The organism is Corynebacterium sp. CCM 9203, from assembly GCF_041357675.1.
Lineage (GTDB): Bacteria > Actinomycetota > Actinomycetes > Mycobacteriales > Mycobacteriaceae > Corynebacterium.
In genome coordinates this window covers 243446-259416 of the sequence record NZ_JAUERY010000001.1, presented here as the reverse complement: position 1 = coordinate 259416, position 15971 = coordinate 243446, and the positions used below count along the sequence as shown (strand labels likewise).

The 15971-nt window shown below is 63.1% G+C and carries 16 protein-coding genes and 1 pseudogene; 2 read left to right on the top strand and 15 right to left on the bottom strand.

Features of this window, described 5'->3' with window-relative positions:
- Positions 1-160: 160 nt before the first annotated feature.
- The 14 genes and pseudogenes from lgt to hisD form a co-directional block, all read right to left on the bottom strand.
- Positions 161-1147: a prolipoprotein diacylglyceryl transferase gene (lgt, locus tag QWU44_RS01140; protein ID WP_370913879.1), complete on the bottom strand. Its 987-nt coding sequence runs from the start codon at positions 1145-1147 to the stop codon at positions 161-163.
- 181 nt (positions 1148-1328) lie between these two features.
- Positions 1329-2396: a hypothetical protein gene (locus QWU44_RS01135; protein WP_370913878.1), complete on the bottom strand. Its 1068-nt coding sequence runs from the start codon at positions 2394-2396 to the stop codon at positions 1329-1331.
- Between the two features lie 49 nt (positions 2397-2445).
- Positions 2446-3261 (bottom strand): indole-3-glycerol phosphate synthase TrpC, encoded by an 816-nt coding sequence (trpC, locus tag QWU44_RS01130; RefSeq protein WP_370913877.1) that lies wholly within the window; start codon positions 3259-3261, stop codon positions 2446-2448.
- A 166-nt stretch (positions 3262-3427) separates the two neighbouring features.
- Positions 3428-4084, bottom strand: coding sequence for a TIGR02234 family membrane protein (locus QWU44_RS01125; RefSeq protein WP_370913876.1), 657 nt, complete (start codon positions 4082-4084; stop codon positions 3428-3430).
- A gap of 11 nt (positions 4085-4095) precedes the next feature.
- Entirely contained in the window at positions 4096-4482 is a 387-nt protein-coding gene (gene hisI, locus QWU44_RS01120; protein WP_370913875.1) for a phosphoribosyl-AMP cyclohydrolase, read from the bottom strand.
- Positions 4479-5255: an imidazole glycerol phosphate synthase subunit HisF gene (hisF, locus tag QWU44_RS01115; protein ID WP_370913874.1), complete on the bottom strand. Its 777-nt coding sequence runs from the start codon at positions 5253-5255 to the stop codon at positions 4479-4481. Before hisF ends, hisI begins: the two co-directional genes overlap by 4 nt.
- Positions 5256-5292: 37 nt before the next feature.
- Complete coding sequence (locus QWU44_RS01110; protein ID WP_370914279.1) at positions 5293-6087, bottom strand: inositol monophosphatase; 795 nt, start codon at positions 6085-6087, stop codon at positions 5293-5295.
- Between the two features lie 14 nt (positions 6088-6101).
- A complete protein-coding gene (gene priA, locus QWU44_RS01105; RefSeq protein WP_370913873.1) occupies positions 6102-6875 on the bottom strand; it encodes a bifunctional 1-(5-phosphoribosyl)-5-((5-phosphoribosylamino)methylideneamino)imidazole-4-carboxamide isomerase/phosphoribosylanthranilate isomerase PriA in 774 nt (257 codons plus the stop codon).
- Between the two features lie 56 nt (positions 6876-6931).
- Positions 6932-7576, bottom strand: coding sequence for an imidazole glycerol phosphate synthase subunit HisH (gene hisH / locus QWU44_RS01100; RefSeq protein WP_370913872.1), 645 nt, complete (start codon positions 7574-7576; stop codon positions 6932-6934).
- A gap of 500 nt (positions 7577-8076) precedes the next feature.
- Positions 8077-9336: pseudogene (locus tag QWU44_RS01095) on the bottom strand (MFS transporter); the annotation flags it as partial.
- A 58-nt stretch (positions 9337-9394) separates the two neighbouring features.
- Positions 9395-9586: a hypothetical protein gene (locus QWU44_RS01090; protein ID WP_370913871.1), complete on the bottom strand. Its 192-nt coding sequence runs from the start codon at positions 9584-9586 to the stop codon at positions 9395-9397.
- 21 nt (positions 9587-9607) lie between these two features.
- Positions 9608-10255 (bottom strand): imidazoleglycerol-phosphate dehydratase HisB, encoded by a 648-nt coding sequence (gene hisB / locus QWU44_RS01085; RefSeq protein WP_370913870.1) that lies wholly within the window; start codon positions 10253-10255, stop codon positions 9608-9610.
- A 45-nt stretch (positions 10256-10300) separates the two neighbouring features.
- The gene (locus QWU44_RS01080; protein WP_370913869.1) at positions 10301-11455 is read right to left on the bottom strand and encodes a histidinol-phosphate transaminase; all 1155 of its coding nucleotides are present in this window, start codon (positions 11453-11455) and stop codon (positions 10301-10303) included.
- The gene (gene hisD, locus QWU44_RS01075) at positions 11452-12807 is read right to left on the bottom strand and encodes a histidinol dehydrogenase (protein ID WP_370914278.1); all 1356 of its coding nucleotides are present in this window, start codon (positions 12805-12807) and stop codon (positions 11452-11454) included. The genes QWU44_RS01080 and hisD overlap by 4 nt, the downstream gene beginning before the upstream one ends.
- A 219-nt stretch (positions 12808-13026) precedes the next feature.
- Here hisD and QWU44_RS01070 point away from each other — a divergent pair, with 219 nt between their 5' ends.
- Together QWU44_RS01070 and QWU44_RS01065 are read left to right on the top strand one after the other, a co-directional pair.
- Positions 13027-14109, top strand: a complete 1083-nt coding sequence (locus QWU44_RS01070; protein ID WP_370913868.1) for a YbjN domain-containing protein — start codon at positions 13027-13029, stop codon at positions 14107-14109.
- 4 nt (positions 14110-14113) lie between these two features.
- On the top strand, positions 14114-15319 hold the full coding sequence (locus QWU44_RS01065; RefSeq protein ID WP_370913867.1) for a hypothetical protein: 1206 nt from the start codon (positions 14114-14116) through the stop codon (positions 15317-15319).
- 13 nt (positions 15320-15332) lie between these two features.
- Here QWU44_RS01065 and QWU44_RS01060 read toward each other — a convergent pair whose 3' ends face one another.
- Positions 15333-15956, bottom strand: a complete 624-nt coding sequence (locus QWU44_RS01060) for a hypothetical protein (RefSeq protein WP_370913866.1) — start codon at positions 15954-15956, stop codon at positions 15333-15335.
- Between the last annotated feature and the right edge of the window lie 15 nt (positions 15957-15971).

Here is a 15971-nt window from a genome sequence, read left to right as displayed (position 1 = left end):
GTCACCTCACCCGTGTGACACCCAACACAGGCCCAGGTCACTGGCTGTAAAAATCCTCCAACCAGGCACAAGCGGACATGTTCAGACACAAACAGTCATGGGGAAACGTGTTCCGCACCGCACGCGCGATACTGCTCACACCGTGCCGTGATCCGGATTTTCACCGGAAATTATCCGCAGTGTCACCGCTTGTACCGTCGTCGTTCCGCTCGACGTCTGCCCTCCGGGCAGTGTGTCCTGTACAACCCACGGAGTTCTCCGCATTCGCTGGGACGTCGGGATCGCCCGCACCGTCACCGAACGGATCCACGTCTTCCGGGTTCTCCCGCTTTCCCCGCACAAGGATGAGGAAGGCAACAGCACCGAGGAACAGTAGTGTCGACGTCACGGTGTTCACCCGGAAACCGAGGATGTGGTTCGCGGGGTCCGCGCGCATGAGTTCCACCCAGAACCGCCCCGCCGCGTACGCCGCCACATAGAGCGCGAATACCCGCCCATGTCCCATCCGGAAGCGCCGATCCGCCCAGAGCAACAACACAACAACCCCGAGGTTCCACAGCAGCTCATACAGGAACGTCGGATGCACCACCGCGAGTATCTCCCCCGTGGAATGGCCGGTGAGCGGTGCAACGGCACCTGTCTCGTCGACCCGGCGGTAGATCTTGAGTCCCCACGGAACATCGGTTGGCCTGCCATAGAGCTCCTGATTGAACCAGTTACCCAGCCTGCCGATGGCCTGGGCGAGAATGATGCCCGGGGCGGCCGCATCGGCCAGCGGAGCGAAGGGTAGCCCCTTGCGCCGCATCATGACCCAAACCCCGAGCACCCCGAGCGTGACCGCCCCGATGATTCCGAGACCACCGTTGGTGACCTTGAATACGTCGACGGGGTTGCAGTCCGAGCAGAAGTAAGAGTCATAGTCGGTAATGACATGGTAAAGCCGACCGCCGATAATCCCGAGGATCACCGAGAGAACAGCCGCATCCAGGACAGTCTCCCTGTTTCCTCCCCGAGCGGTGTATCGGGCCCGGGTCAGAAAGATGGCCGCGACGATTCCCACGACGATACACAGAGCGTAAGCCCTGACTGGGAGGTACCAGACTCCCTGCGGAGGCGAGGGGATGGCGGCAAGAAGTGTGGTGGTCACGAGAGAAGAACCTGTCGTCCGGTGTGAGAGGGGCACGGCGGGGATGACCAAACGGTCGCCCTCGCCGGGTTGACCAGACTAGTGTGCCCTATTTCCCCGCGACTGCCCAACAAAGTGCCTCCCACCAGCGACATGGTGACGCCCCGGTCCTCTCCTGAACCGGGGCGTCACCAAACGGAGGTTACTGTTCCTGAGTGGTGGCCTGCTGTTCCTGGCGCGCGACCAGTTCATCGAGGGTAGCGGTGTTCGGTGGCGGTACCATCCGAACCACCCGCGCTGAAGCGGTACCCGATTCCAGCGCGGCGTCGATCAGCTCGTAGAGGTTGTCCTCATTGGGGTCCTCTGCCATCTTCTCCGCGGCGTCGGCCGCCGCCCGGTAGTATTTCGCGAGTTTCGGCTGGTGCCACAACAGCGGTTCAAGTGCCCGGCGTTCAGCATCGGTAGCGTCCGCGGGAATAGCCCACTTCTCGAATCCCTCCGCGATCTCACCGATTGACTCCGCGATGACACGGTAGTCGTCGGAATCAAGATCCGGGAGGTCTGACCCCGGGGCAGGAGGATTCTCCAGTGGGAGACGGTCCACCGCATTCCCAAACGCCTCGTTGTCACGGACGCTTTCCCCCTGCGAAAGCTCCATGAAGTCTATGAATGCAGTAACAACCTTGCTTTCCTCCACATCCCGGGGTTCGGTGAAACCAGCGCACACCGGGGCTGCATCGAACTGTTCACGCTGTTCCCCGTCGAGTGATTCGACGAACGTGAAGAATCCCTGGACCCCCTCAGCCGCTCCCTCGAACGCAACCGGCTGCATGTCACGGTCACCGTTCGCGGAGTACTGCTTGACGGTCAGGTCCGGGGTATTTTCGACGGCTTTGTCGATGAGCTTCTTCGCGGTGTCGTACTGCTCTGCGGCGTCCCCCTCGGCCTCACCTTCGACAGCGCCTAGTCTTTCCTGGGCGGTGACCAGATAACCGTGGGTTCCGGCCAGGAGCGGGCCGGAACCCACGTCAGCCTGAGCCGCCGCAACACTGTAGAAGGCATTGCACAGGGCACCCATCACAGTGGTGTCGGAGGTCTCCTCACGGGCAGTGGTCGTGCTCGTGCCTTCCTCCATCACACCGGTATCGGAATTCGGGTTCGTGCAAGCAGCGAGTAGCAACGCCGAGGCGGACAGCGTCGCAACGGAGACACGGAGCACCGTCGCCTGTCGACGCCGGAGAATGCTGGGGAGTTCAGGTGAGATCGTCATGCGTTCCAGTGTGTCCTTACACCGGGCCTGCGGCAAGTGACGCCCACCCTCAAAACCACCGGTTGGAGGGGCAGGCTGGATGTTGCCCGGCGGTGACCAGCTTGCGGCACATACCCGCCGGGTCCGCTGCTGTGACGAGTTCCTCACCGATGACCACAGCGTCTGCCCCGGAACCGGCATAACTCATCAGATCCCGCGTCGTCCGGACCCCGGACAACGCGACCCGGATGGTTCCACACGGAAGACCTGGGGCTATCTCCGCGAAAGCCTCCCTGTTGATGGTGAGTGTGTTGAGATCCCGGGCATTGACACCAATGACCCGCGCACCGGCCTGAATGGCCCGGGACGCCTCCTCAGGAGTTCGAACCTCTACCATCGCAGTCATCCCCAAGGACTGAACACGATCAAGCAGCGCTTCCAGATGTGCCTGCTCCAAAGCCCTGACCTGCAACGGGACCATATCCGCGCCATAGTACCGGGCTTCGTGTATCTGGTAAGGATCGACCATGAAGTCACGGCACATCACGGGAACTGTCACCGCTCTGCGAACGGCACGGACATCCTCTAGTGAACCATGGAATCGTCTCCGCTCCGTCTGACAGCCGATCATCCGGGCACCCCCCGCTTCAAAGGCGCACGCCAACTCCGAGGGGGATTCTATGAGTGCAATCGGACCGCCGACTGGGTTCGCCCGCTTCAGTTCGGCAATCACCCCACAGCCGGGCTTCATCAGAGCCGCGATGGCGTCTCGGGCGGGTTCTGCATCACGAGAGCGTGCCTTCATCTCCCGGAACGGCACGACAGCCTCCCGCGCGGCGACGTCCTCGACGACTCCTGCGATGATCTGATCGAAAACCGTGGTCATGTCTGATCCGTCCGATCCATCTTCCTGCGGTGCATCCGGTGGACCGGGTCACCCGTGTTCAGTATCAAGGCTAACGGCTGGCCTGGTGTCCGGTGAAATTGGCTACCTCCGAACAGACAGGAAACACCCCTCCCGTCACCCAATCTCTGGAACGGAGATCACAAGATCATCGCCGTGAGTCACCCCCGGTACCATCGGTGTGTCCATCAGTGGGATCGATATCGGCATCAAGGGCATCCCACAAAACCCTCCCAGACTCCGGAGACCTCTCCAGATCCTCCGCCAAGCGCTCCTGACGTGCCCCCGGGGTGACGTAACGGCTCGAACCGGCCGTTACCGAACCACCGGGACGGAGGACGAGGATCACTCCCCCGACCAGCGCGAATGCACACCCCACGAATGCGACGGTCGGCCCCGCCACGTGGACATCAAGCGACTGAACCGCAGCCCATTGACTCAACGTCACGGGGGAATCCGCTTTCTGCGTGGCGACACCCGAGGTCAGGAGAATCCGCGCCCGCTCCGCATCCGGGGTCCCCGCAAACAGCGACAGAGGTGCCCAACTGGCCCCGACAGCAGCAAAGGCCGTCAGGACCCCGATGACCCGACGTGCGGTACGACGAAGCGCACATGCAGCGACAGTCCCCGCGAGAAGGACGAGTGCGATCACGGTGACCTCCGACGCCCAAACCGCACCGGGAAGGTTCCGGACAGCATCCCCGGATTTGTCGTCGTACGCGGTCACCGTGACCCACCGCAACCGCGAAGAGAACCAAAGTAGAACCGCCCCTACACCGAGAGTGAGGGTAGCCAACCGGGTCATCGCCCCAGCCTTCACAGCAGTTCGTCCGCGTCGAAGCAAGTGCGGTCTCCGGTATGGCAGGCGCCACCTGTCTGCCGGACAGTGAGCAGAATAGTGTCCCCGTCGCAGTCCAGACGGACACCCGTGACCTCCTGGACGTGGCCGGAGGTGAGCCCCTTGATCCAGTACTCACGGCGGGAACGGGAGTAGTAGGTGCCGCGGCGGGTGGCCAGGGTATAGGCCAACGCATGAGTGTCCATCCACGCCAGCATCAGAACGGCACCGGAATTAGCGTCCTGAACGACGGCGGGCACGAGGCCTGCTTCATTCAGCTTCAACCGCTCCGTGACCGAGGGATCGAGATCGTACCGGGACGGGTCCTCACACCGCCCGGTGTCCGTCGTACCGTTCACACTCATCGTCTGACCTCGAATCCCGCATCGGCGAGTGCCTCCTTGACTTCCCCGATGGTGAGCTCCCGGAAATGGAAGATCGTAGCGGCGAGGACGGCATCGGCTCCCGCTGCGACCGCCGGCGGGAAATGCTCCTTCGCACCCGCACCACCCGATGCGATCACCGGTACCGACACCGCTGCGCGAACCGCCTCCAACAGCTCCAGATCGAAACCGTCCCGGGTGCCATCGCCATCCATCGAGTTGAGGAGGATCTCCCCCACCCCGAGTTCTTCTCCACGACGGGCCCAGTCGATCGCATCGATACCCGCCGACCGTGAACCACCATGCGTGGTCACCTCGAACCCGGACGGCTGGGGCATTCCCCCCTCAGGAACCCTGCGGGCATCGACGGACAACACGATGCACTGCGCACCGAACCGCTCCGAGAGCTCGCGAAGGAGCTCCGGACGGGCAATGGCGGAGGTGTTCACACTGACCTTGTCCGCTCCCGCACGCAACAACTGATCAACATCCTCCGCTGAACGGACACCACCGCCGACAGTCAACGGGATGAACACCTGTTCCGCCGTACGCCGAACAACATCAAGCATCGTCCCCCGCCCATCCTTGGACGCGGAGACATCGAGAAACGTCAGTTCATCAGCTCCCTCGGCGTCGTAGCGCGCGGCGAGTTCAACGGGGTCGCCGGCATCACGCAGGTTTGTGAAGTTAACGCCTTTGACGACACGGCCGTCGGCCACATCTAGGCACGGAATGATACGGACAGCTACGGACACGTTCCGTCAGCCTCCTTCTCAGATCGGGTGGAACTGTTCAACGGTCGGAACCGAGGGTCTCACTGATCGTACCGAGGATCACGTCGTGCACACTCTTCGCCCCGGCCACGACCCCGAAGGAATCCGGCTGCCACTCCGCCCCGAACAGATCGGTCACCACACCTCCGGCCGCTCGGACGAGCAGTACACCCGCTGCATTGTCCCACACGTGCGGGCTGAACGTGACGGCACCACCGAAGATCCCTGCCGCGGTGAAAGCGAGATCAAGCCCCACCGATCCAGTCACCCGGAGCCGCGGATGCTTGGCACCGAGTCTGTCCAGGAGTTCATGGCGGGCGGAAGTCGGGTACGAGGACTGGACGGGAGAGATGATTGACCCGAATCCGATGTGACTCAACCAGGGATCCCGCTCACTGATCGGGCGCTGTGGTTTCCCGTTCACCATGAGCGGTGAACCGGAGTAGGCGGTGAAACGCTGACCTGTCGCAGGTTGAGAAGTCAGAGCGCACACCGGCTGCCCGTCGACGAGAAGACTGAGCAGAAACGCACACATGGGATTTCCCACCGCAAAATTGGAGGTACCGTCCACGGGATCAACCACCCAGACGGCACCGCAATCCGGGTCACCACCCGCTTCCTCACCAAAGACGGGAATCCCGGTCAACAGCGTGAGCTGCCTCCTGACAGTGGCTTCCACCGCGAGATCAACCTCGGTGGCTACGTCCCCCTCCCCCTTCTCCATGATGCGGGCAATCCCCAGGGAAGAACGGATCGACCGCTCCGCATCATCGGCGACGGCTTCCGCGACCGCCAGCAGGCCACGGGCATCCAGACCACCGGACACGATCAGTGACGGCTATTCTGCTCGTCGGAGAACCGAACATCGGCACCAGCCACCGCGTCAAGTGCCTCACGGAGGGTGAAGCGGCCCTCATACAGTGCCTTACCGATGATCACAGAGTCGATTCCCTCTGCCACGTACGGCATAAGACCCGTGACATCGGAGAGCTCCGCAATCCCCCCGGAGGCCGTCACGGGAGCATCCGTGGCCGCCGCGACATCGCGGAGAAGATCAATGTTCGGACCCGTGAGAGTTCCGTCCCGGGAAACATCCGTAACCACGAAGCGCTGGCAACCCGCCTGGTCCAGACGCTCAAGAACCTCCCAGAGATCTCCACCGTCGGAAACCCAACCCCGGCCGCGGGTACGCCACTCACCATCAATGAGCCGAACATCGAGCCCGACCGCGACTCGATCTCCGTGAGCTCCGATGATCCTCGCGGCCCACTCGGGATTCTCCAGGGCAGCGGTCCCGATATTGACGCGCCGGGCACCGGTGGAGAGCGCCCGTTCGAGAGATTCATCGTCCCGGATCCCCCCGGTCAGCTCAACATCGATGTCGAGGGCCCCGACAACCTCAGCCATCATCACATGGTTGGAGCCACGCCCGAATGCGGCATCCAGATCAACAAAGTGCAGCCACCGGGCTCCCTGAGACTGCCAGTTCAAAGCTGCATCGAGTGGGCTACCGTAACTCTTTTCACTGCCTGCCTCTCCCTGATGCAGGCGGACGGCCTTACCATCCACGACGTCGACTGCGGGCAGAAGTGTGAGAGTCATGGAGCCAATCCTAGCGGTGGCTGAAACGATTGCGTCACCCCACCTGGAGCCACCCCTCAGAGAGTGTCCAACCAGTTGCGCAAAAGTTCGGCTCCGGCGTCTCCAGACTTCTCCGGATGGAACTGCGTCGCCCACAGCGGCCCGTTCTCGACCGCCGCGAGGAAACGGTCACCGCCGTGCTCAGCCCAGCTCAGGGTCGGGGGTGCCAGCATACCGTCAGCAGGCATCGCCCACTCACGGACTCCGTAGGAGTGCACGAAATAGAAACGTTCGTCCCGGATCCCCCGGAACATCCGGGATTCCTCCGGGGCATCCACGGTATTCCAGCCCATGTGCGGCAGGATTTCAGCCCGGAGTCTCTCTACCGTTCCTGGCCATTCCCCGCATCCTTCAGCGCTGGTGCCGTGCTCGACCCCACGCTCGAAGAGGATCTGCATGCCGACGCAGATACCCAGCACAGGACGTGAGCCGGCTAGCCGTTCACCGATGAGACGTGCTCCCTGAATGTTCCCGAGTCCCGCCATACATGCTGCGAAAGCACCTACACCGGGGACGAGGAGTCCATCTGCGGCGAGAACGGTCGCCGGATCGCTCGTCACCGTGACGTCGGCACCCACCCGTTCAATGGCTCGGTGAGCGGAACGCAGGTTGCCCGAGCCGTAGTCGAGCAAGGCGACGGTGGGGGTGTGTCGTGCAGTCATCTGGTGCTCCCGGTGGTGTCGGTGTCAGTGGTGTGGTCGTGGCTCCGCCTGTCGGCGCCCATCTCCCGCATATCGTCCGCTCCTGGCGGGGGATCTGTCCGGGGATCAAGGTCGACGGGTGTGATCGATGTTTTTCTCGCCGCCCGCAACTGCGTGGTCGAGCCTGAATGCCCCGGTTTCCGGAGCTCCGCGAGACGACGCCGCTCCATCTCGCGGGCCTCTTCGCGGGCACGTTCGATGTGTGCCTGAGCTTCCTTCCGCGCGCGCTCCACGTGCGCGCGCGCATCGGCCCGAATCTCTCGGACCTGTAGCTTGTATTCACGCTGGCCGGAACGACGTTCGGCTTTCTGCGCCCGGCGCTCGGCGGCCTCGGCACGGAGTTCGGCGTTGAATTCCTCCCGAGTCATGCCCTCGGGGCGTCGACGAACGTGTGGCCGGGGGGTGCTCTTGGCGAGCAGTTCCGCGACGTGCACCGGCTTCATGCCTGCACGACCGATGGCACGGGCGCTGCGAACCGCTGTACGGGCCATCGGAACCCGGCGGAGAGTTGCCCGAGTGTTGTTGTATTCGGTTATCCGGTGGCGGCCGATGGTCCGATCCACGAGAACGATGACGAGACCGAAGGTGACCAGTCCGGCGGCAGTCCCGAAGGAACCGGAGTAGGCGGCACGGGCGGCGACGACGCCGAGTACGACGGACCCGAGCCCGGTCCCGGAATCGAAGGCGATGTTCCACATCGCCGAGGCCTCGGTGACCCGTGACCTGGGCAGCCGGGCGAACATCATCAACAGGGCCTCATTCTGCACGGCACCGAAACCAGCGCCGAAGAGTAGAGCGGAGAAGAGCAGAAGCCACGGACTGAGCCCGAGCCCGAGAACAAGTGTGGCCAGAACGAGCCCAGCGATACCCGCAGCCAGTGAAGGAATCACCAGGCGCCCTGCTTCCCCCCTCCGATCCGCGATGATTCCCGCTCCGTAACGACTGAGCATCTGTGACCCACCGACGAGTGCGAGAACGAGACCACCGATTGCGGCACCCCCAGCAGGATCGAGTTCCTTGACCGCAGCGGGCAGGAAGGAGGAAATAGCACCGTAGCCCATAGCAATCGTCGAGATAGCCAGGGCAGGAACGGTGATGAGTTTCCAGGTGGCGACCGAATACCCGGTCTCGGTGACCGAACCGGTGGCACGCAGGGACTCCCGCTTCTCCGGGGACAGCCTGGGAAGCGACCAGCACAGAGCCGTGGCACCGATCCCGATCACTGAGGCGATGAGGTAGACGGCAGTAAAACCGACTGTCTCCGCGAGGTAGAGCCCAGCGGGAAGAAAAATCATCTGCAACAGGCCTACGACAAGTCCGAGAGCTCCAGAAGCCTTACCCAGGAATCTGCGGGCCACAAGTTCCGCCATGAGGGCGGACTGGGCGACAGTCAGGGCACCGAAACCGACGCCACGGACAGCGGACACCGACAGCACGGGGATCGCATCGACGGACAATGCGTAGAACGCGGAGGGCACGCACAGGAGAAACGCGGAAACGACCATCACCGGGATGTATCCGAACTTCCGTAGCGCCTTCGGAGTGAACATCTGAGTGAGGACAGTCGCCGCCATGAACACGCCCGTGACCGCACCGGCAAGGCTGTCGGACCCCCCCGAACTGATAACCGCCAGCGGCACCACCGGCAACATCAACGACCAAGAGGCGAAAGCTGCGGCGACGGCGACGAGTGCCGTCTTCAGCGCCGGACTGCTCCACATGTTGTCGAGCTTCTCGAGTTCATCGCGTGACAGCAGCCGCGCCGAAGTCTTCACCTATCTAACCCACCTCTCCCAGTAACCACAGCAACGCTGCGGCAAATGCCACAGCCGCCGCGAGAGCGCCAATGAATGTCATGACCCGGTTCTCCGCCTGGTAAGCAGCCCAGGTCCCACCGACCAAGAGGCCGGCAATGACGAACAACAGGTAGACGACCCAGTGTGCGGATCCATCCGTCTGTCCGGCTGCCACTCTAACAAGCTCCGACATTGGTTACAGCGACCCCTTGGTCGAGGGAATCCCGGTGACCCGGGGATCCGGTTCCGTGGCTGCCCTCAGTGCGCGGGCTACAGCCTTGTACTCGGCCTCGGTGATGTGGTGCGGGTCGCGGCCGTAGTGGCAGCGCAGGTGCAGGGCAATCTGAGCATGGAACGCCAGGGTCTCGAAGAAGTGACGATTGATCACGGTTGCATAGTGCCCACCGATCACGGAGGTGATCATCTGTTCAGGTTCTCCGTCCATGACGAAGTACGGACGCCCCGAAACATCGACGATCGCTTCACACAGGGTCTCGTCCATCGGGAGCTGGCAGGACCCGAAACGCCGGATCCCGGACTTATCTCCCAATGCCTCGCGTATCGCACCGCCCAGAACGATTGCGGTGTCCTCCACGGTGTGGTGCGCATCAACCTCGATGTCGCCCGAAGCATGCACGGTCAGGTCGAAGCTACCGTGGGTTCCGAATGCCGTAAGCATGTGGTCGAAGAACGGCAGGCCGGTGACAATCTCGCACCGGCCGGTGCCGTCAAGGTCAATCTCCACCGCAATCGTCGACTCCCGGGTGGCACGCTCCACACGGGTGCGGCGGTTTTTCCCGGAGCCGGAGGGTCCATCGGTGGTGATGTGGTTCAGATCTGCCATGGGTGAGTTCTCATTCCTCGTGACCAGTGTTGCCGGATGATTGTGTTACGGAGTGGTTGTGGAAGCGGCATCGCCGATACCGGTTGCGGCCGCGATATCGCGGGCCGCGGCGATGAACGCGTCATTTTCCGAGTCAAGGCCGATCGTGGCACGGAGCCGGTGCGGGACCCCGACGTCACGGATGAGCACCCCCGCGTCGAGGAATGCTCGCCACGCCGCGCCCGCGTCATCGAAGTGCCCGAAGAAGATGAAGTTCGACCGGCTCGGCACGACATCGTAGCCAATCTGCTCTAGTGCAGCGACCACGCGGTCACGTTCCGCCGCGATCCTCGCGACCGTCGCCAGGGTGTCCCCCGAATGCTTGAGTGCCACGATCGCCGCAGCCTGAGACAGAGTGGAGAGGTGGTACGGGAGACGCACGAGCATGACCGCATCGATGAAGGCCGGAGCCGCAACGAAGTATCCGAGACGACCACCTGCGAAGTCGAAGGCCTTGCTCATCGTCCGGGATACCACCAGTCGGGAGGGGAATTCCTCGATGAGTTCCACTGCGGAGGGCCCGTCATTGAACTCGGCGTATGCCTCATCAACGATGACGATGCCCGGCGCGGTTGCTGCGATCCGGCGAATGTCGTCGAGGGAGGTCACGTCACCGGTGGGATTGTTCGGGGTGGTCACGAACACGACGTTAGGCTGGAGACGCCTGATCTCGGACAGCGCTGCATCCATGTCTATTCGGAAATCGGCACCGCGTTCACAGCGTAGAAACTCGGTATGCGTGCTTGCGGACAGGATCGGGTGCATGGAATAGCTGGGAACGAATCCGAGAGCCGTACGGCCGGGGCCGCCGAAGGCCTGGAGCAGTTGCTGGAGAACCTCGTTGGATCCGTTGGCGGCCCACAGGTTTTCCCGGGTCACGGTGATGCCGGTCTGCTCGGTGATGTAGGCCGCGAGATGATCGCGAAGCTCAACACAGTCACGTTCGGGATACCGGTTCAGCTCTCCCGCGAGGCGTTGGATGGTGTCCACCAGATCCTCGATCAACGCATCGGACGGCGGATAGGGGTTTTCGTTGGTGTTCAGCCGCACGGGGACGTCAAGCTGCGGCGCGCCGTAGGCGTGTTCGCCGCGCAGCGCTTCCCGGAGCGGCAGGTCCGCGAGGGTGGTGGACGCGGCGAGCGGTGTGGTGACGTCGGTCATCGATTGTCCTCAGTGGTTGATGCTGCGGTTGTCTCGGTGGGCAGATTCTCGAAGCGGGCGCGTATCGCTTCTCCATGGGCGGGCAGATCCTCGGCGTCGGCGAGCGCCACGACGGTACCCGCTATGTTCTTGAGCGCGGATTCGTCGTAGTTGATGAGGTGCACGGCCTTGAGGAAGGTCCGGGTGTTCAGACCGGATGAATGGCGTGCGGTTCCGGAGGTCGGCAGGACGTGGTTGGACCCCGCGGAATAGTCACCGAGTGGCACCGGTGCGTAGGGGCCGACGAAGATGGCGCCCGCATTGCGAATCCGGCGGGCCACGTCTGCGGCGTTCTCTGTGTGAATCTCCAGGTGCTCCGCGCCGTAAGCGTCAACGACACGGATACCGGTGTCAAGGTCATCGACGAGGATGATGCCGGATTGAGGTCCGGTCAACGCCTGAGCTACCCGTTCGGCGTTGCGGGTGACACCATAACGGGCGGTGACCTCCCGATCAACGGCCTCTGCAAGTTCCCGGGAATCGGTGACCAGGACACTCGCCGCCATGACATCGTGTTCCGCCTGGCTGATCAGGTCATAGGCGACGTGTACCGGATCTGCGGTGTTATCCGCAAGGATGGCGATCTCCGTCGGCCCGGCTTCGGAGTCGATGCCGACCACGGAACGGCAGAGCCGTTTCGCTGCGGTAACAAAGATGTTGCCCGGGCCGGTGATCATGTCGACGGGCACCAGCTCAGCTCCCTCCTCATCGCCGTAGGCGAGCAGCGCGATCGCCTGCGCCCCGCCGATGGCCCACACCTCGTCGACACCGAGCAGCGCGCAGGCGGCGAGGATGGTGGGGTGGGGCCAGCCACCGTGTGCGGCCTGCGGGGGCGAGGCGACCACGAGCGTGTCGACGCCTGCCTCCTGTGCGGGGATGACGTTCATGATCACGCTTGACGGGTAAACGGCGTTGCCACCGGGCACGTAGAGACCGACGCGCTCGACGGGGATGAAGCGTTCCTCGACGATACCGCCAGGACTGAGCTCAACCGTGTGTCCCTCTGGAATCTGTGCCCGGTGGACCTGTCGTACCCGGTCGATGGATTCCTCGAGAGCCCCACGAACCTCCGGGTCGAGGGTGTCCACTGCACGGGCGATGACGTCGGCTGGCACCCGGACACTCTCCGGGGTGATTCCGTCAAACTTCTGGCCGTATGCGAGGGCTGCGATGGCTCCGTTGTCCCGGACATCGGCGACCAACGGTGCGACCACCCCGAGGACGGAGTCGACGTCGGTGCCGCCTCGGGGCAGAGTCCTCCGCAGATGACTGTTGGTCGGGTTCTGTCCGGTGAGATCGGTGAGCGTGAGCATGGGCATTGACTGCATCATCCCGTCGTGTGTCTGCGGTGAAAGGTCACACCCCGGTGCCCCCGGATGCGGTGCGGGGGCCGTGGTGCTTTCAGCGGTCATTGTATTCTCTCCCGACAGCGCAACGACCATGGGGACACCGGATGAGGACGGTGCCGACGCATCGCCGCGTATATTGGCGGAGAGGTCTACGAGGTCACACGGTGAGGAGTGGAGCAGATCATGAGCGACCGCGCCGGGGGCCAGCCGGGCCCCACGAACATCGGCATGGAGGACGTGATCGCAGCCGTCAGGGCGTGTGACTACCGTTTCCGCACCGGGGACGGGCGTCTACTACTGCCTTGGGCGGATCACCGGGTTCTCCTCTACATCGGTAGAGTCGAGGCGCGGGTACTCATTGCGGAGGGGGAACTGCGCCGCACGCTTGATCTCTCCGACATCAATGCAGTAGCGCGCACCATCAACTCGTGGAATGCGGAACGGATCAATCCGACAGCCCTGCTGCACATCACCGATGACGGTGCGGTGTCCATCCGTTTCCGAATATCACTGCCCATCGACGCTGGTGCCACCGATGAGCAGTTGCGTACCTTCATCCGTACGGCGATGCAGGTCATAGAACTAGCTGTTGACCGGCTGTTGACCGAATTTCCGCAGATCAAGGCCACAGGCGATGAACCGACATCACCGAGTGCACAGGATTCCGGTGCACTCCACGGAACACTACCGTTTCAGACCGGTCCAGGTACCAGCGCAGAAGAAAAGAGGGAATCGCCCGTGCAGGAACCAGAGTATCCGGAGGAAGATCACGACATCAGCGACGGGATCAACGGGAACGCCACCGGAGGTAACGGTCTTCCCGATCCTGAGTCGCCCACACCGGTTGATCTCCCCAGACTGGAATCGACACTCAATGAACTGGGGATCCACGGAATGCACCGCGGCGAGAGTTGGCTCGCCACGACGGTCAATCGGGTGCTCGTCGGGTTGCACCTGGACAACGGCCCGTCCCTGATACTTCGGGGACTGTGGGATCCGGGCCTTGATCCGGACCGGGACTTCATGCGGCTCTTCCTCTGCTGTAACACCTGGAATGAAAAATCTGCGCTGACGAAAGCGTACTGCCACACCGACGACGACGGACTTCAGGTCCGGGTCGAGATGTCGGTCCCCACGGCAGCGGGACTGACCTCCGCACAACTCCGGCACACGCTTTCTCTGGGGCTGCGACGGGTACTGTTCGCGGTCGGTTCCATCAGCGAGGATGTCACGGGATCCTCGGTGGTGGAGTGGCCGGAAGATTGAACCCGTGACTTCTCCTTCCGCCGACGGCGACTCCTCCCTCCCGAGCATCCCGGGGGATGCATCCGCGCTGTTCTCCGACGGGTATGACACGGTGTTCTCCCGGCAGACACCCCCCGGCAAGCTCAATCGTGGATTGCGTCGGACACTGCTCCGGATACTCGGACCTGCGCCGTTCCGGGCTGTGCGCAGACTCCGGAACCAGACACCGGAACCCGTTCGTCCCCTGAGCGTCGATACCCTCACCGGGGTACTTGACGCACTCGGGATCCGTCATACAGTGATGCCGGACCGTATCCTGATAGCCTGGCCGACAGTCCGGAGTGAGCTTCTCCTACTCAGTGACAACGGTGGTCTGCATCTCGTACTGAGGGGACGGCTCCGCGGACGGACCGGCGTGGAGCAGCTACCCCTGCTTCAGGACGCACTGTCTCTGGGAGATGAGCGTTCCCTGTTGGTCTGCTTCTACCCGGCCGTCGCCGCAGACGCCACCCTCAGCGTGCGCTTCCACACGTCCCTGTGCGTGGAAGCCGGTATCAGCAGAACCCAACTGCGGACCTTCCTCGAGCGTGCTCTGGTCCTGGTGATCACCGGATGCCTGACCCTTCTCGACGAGTTACCCGTCCTCGCGGGTCCCCGCGTGGATGCATCGGAACTCCTTCGTTCCGATTCCGTTGAAGCCACGCAGCCGGTCGAGGGAATCGTGATTCCGCCCCGCGTCTCAAAGCCGGTTGAACTCTCTCTCCCGGAGCCTCTGGACTTGTACCGTCTCCGGCTCATCCTCGAGGAAGTCCGTGGTGATGCCGAACCCCATCCCCACTACCGTGCTCTGGCGCTGCGGATCAACGACGTGGACATCCATGTCACGGTGAACACGACCACCGCCGCAGGCCCCGGTGACGTCATCATCATCGCCCGCTGGACGGTCCGCTGGGATGGTCCGCCGACCGATGCGTTCGGTGAAGCTGCGATGGCATGTGCCGCTTTCGACCGACGCTGTCCAACGGTCAACGTCCGGGCCGCTCTCGTCGGTGCGCCGAACACCGAGCCAACCAGCCGGGACACCGAACGGGTCATCGTGTGCGCGGTGGCGCTGTTCCCTGCATCCAGCGGGGCCACCGATGCCCAGCTCAAATCAGCACTCGAATGCGGTATCACGGGTGTCGTCGAAGCTGTCACCGTGATCCGGAAGGTGCTCTCCGACCCGATCTAGGACTAGGAGAATCTCATCCGTCTCCGTGATCGCGTGGCTGACCCGGACGGACGAGCACCGTGGCTGACCAGTAACTCAGCAACGCCAGATAGGGGGAGATAATCGCCCCCCAATCGAGGTCGACACGGGGCACCAACTCATAGTCCTGCCCAATCTCCAAGGCATCCGGTGCAGGGGGCTGATGCACCAGATGAGCGACGACGTCGCTGATACCAACGAGAGTGAACGCCCCGAGGAGAGAACAGAGCGTCACCCACGCCAGCATTTTCGGTCCGAGTAGCTCGGGTGCCCGGAAGAACGCGACCAGCGCCACGATGATCCCGAGGATCGAACTGCCCGTGATCATCCCCAACCACGTGTCGAACTCCTGTGATCCGGGAGACACGAGAATGATGTTCGCGTCCTCTGCGATCCGCGCCGTATAGACCGGACGGAACACCCCCGAGAGAACTCCCGCCACAAGAGACAGAATGAGGGCCAACGCGAGGATCCCCGCGTAGGAACCGGTCGCCCGACTCACGCGGGGCAACAGATGCCTGACCTGACTCCGGCGCGCGGGTTTCCCACGCTCCGGAGTCAGGAACTCGGTACCGTCCGGGGTGTCCTTCAATCCGTCGGAGGAATGGGGAAGGTTCATGGACGTCCAATCTAC

Coding starts and splice junctions, on each gene's coding strand:
- QWU44_RS01070 (WP_370913868.1), top strand. CDS start 13,027: ATGAGCGACCGCGCCGGGGGCCAGCCGGGCCCCACGAACATCGGCATG.
- QWU44_RS01125 (WP_370913876.1), bottom strand. CDS start 4,084: ATGACCCGGTTGGCTACCCTCACTCTCGGTGTAGGGGCGGTTCTACTT.
- priA (WP_370913873.1), bottom strand. CDS start 6,875: ATGACTCTCACACTTCTGCCCGCAGTCGACGTCGTGGATGGTAAGGCC.
- hisD (WP_370914278.1), bottom strand. CDS start 12,807: ATGCTCACGCTCACCGATCTCACCGGACAGAACCCGACCAACAGTCAT.
- hisI (WP_370913875.1), bottom strand. CDS start 4,482: ATGAGTGTGAACGGTACGACGGACACCGGGCGGTGTGAGGACCCGTCC.
- QWU44_RS01135 (WP_370913878.1), bottom strand. CDS start 2,396: ATGACGATCTCACCTGAACTCCCCAGCATTCTCCGGCGTCGACAGGCG.
- hisH (WP_370913872.1), bottom strand. CDS start 7,576: ATGACTGCACGACACACCCCCACCGTCGCCTTGCTCGACTACGGCTCG.
- trpC (WP_370913877.1), bottom strand. CDS start 3,261: ATGACCACGGTTTTCGATCAGATCATCGCAGGAGTCGTCGAGGACGTC.
- QWU44_RS01060 (WP_370913866.1), bottom strand. CDS start 15,956: ATGAACCTTCCCCATTCCTCCGACGGATTGAAGGACACCCCGGACGGT.
- QWU44_RS01080 (WP_370913869.1), bottom strand. CDS start 11,455: ATGACCGACGTCACCACACCGCTCGCCGCGTCCACCACCCTCGCGGAC.
- hisB (WP_370913870.1), bottom strand. CDS start 10,255: ATGGCAGATCTGAACCACATCACCACCGATGGACCCTCCGGCTCCGGG.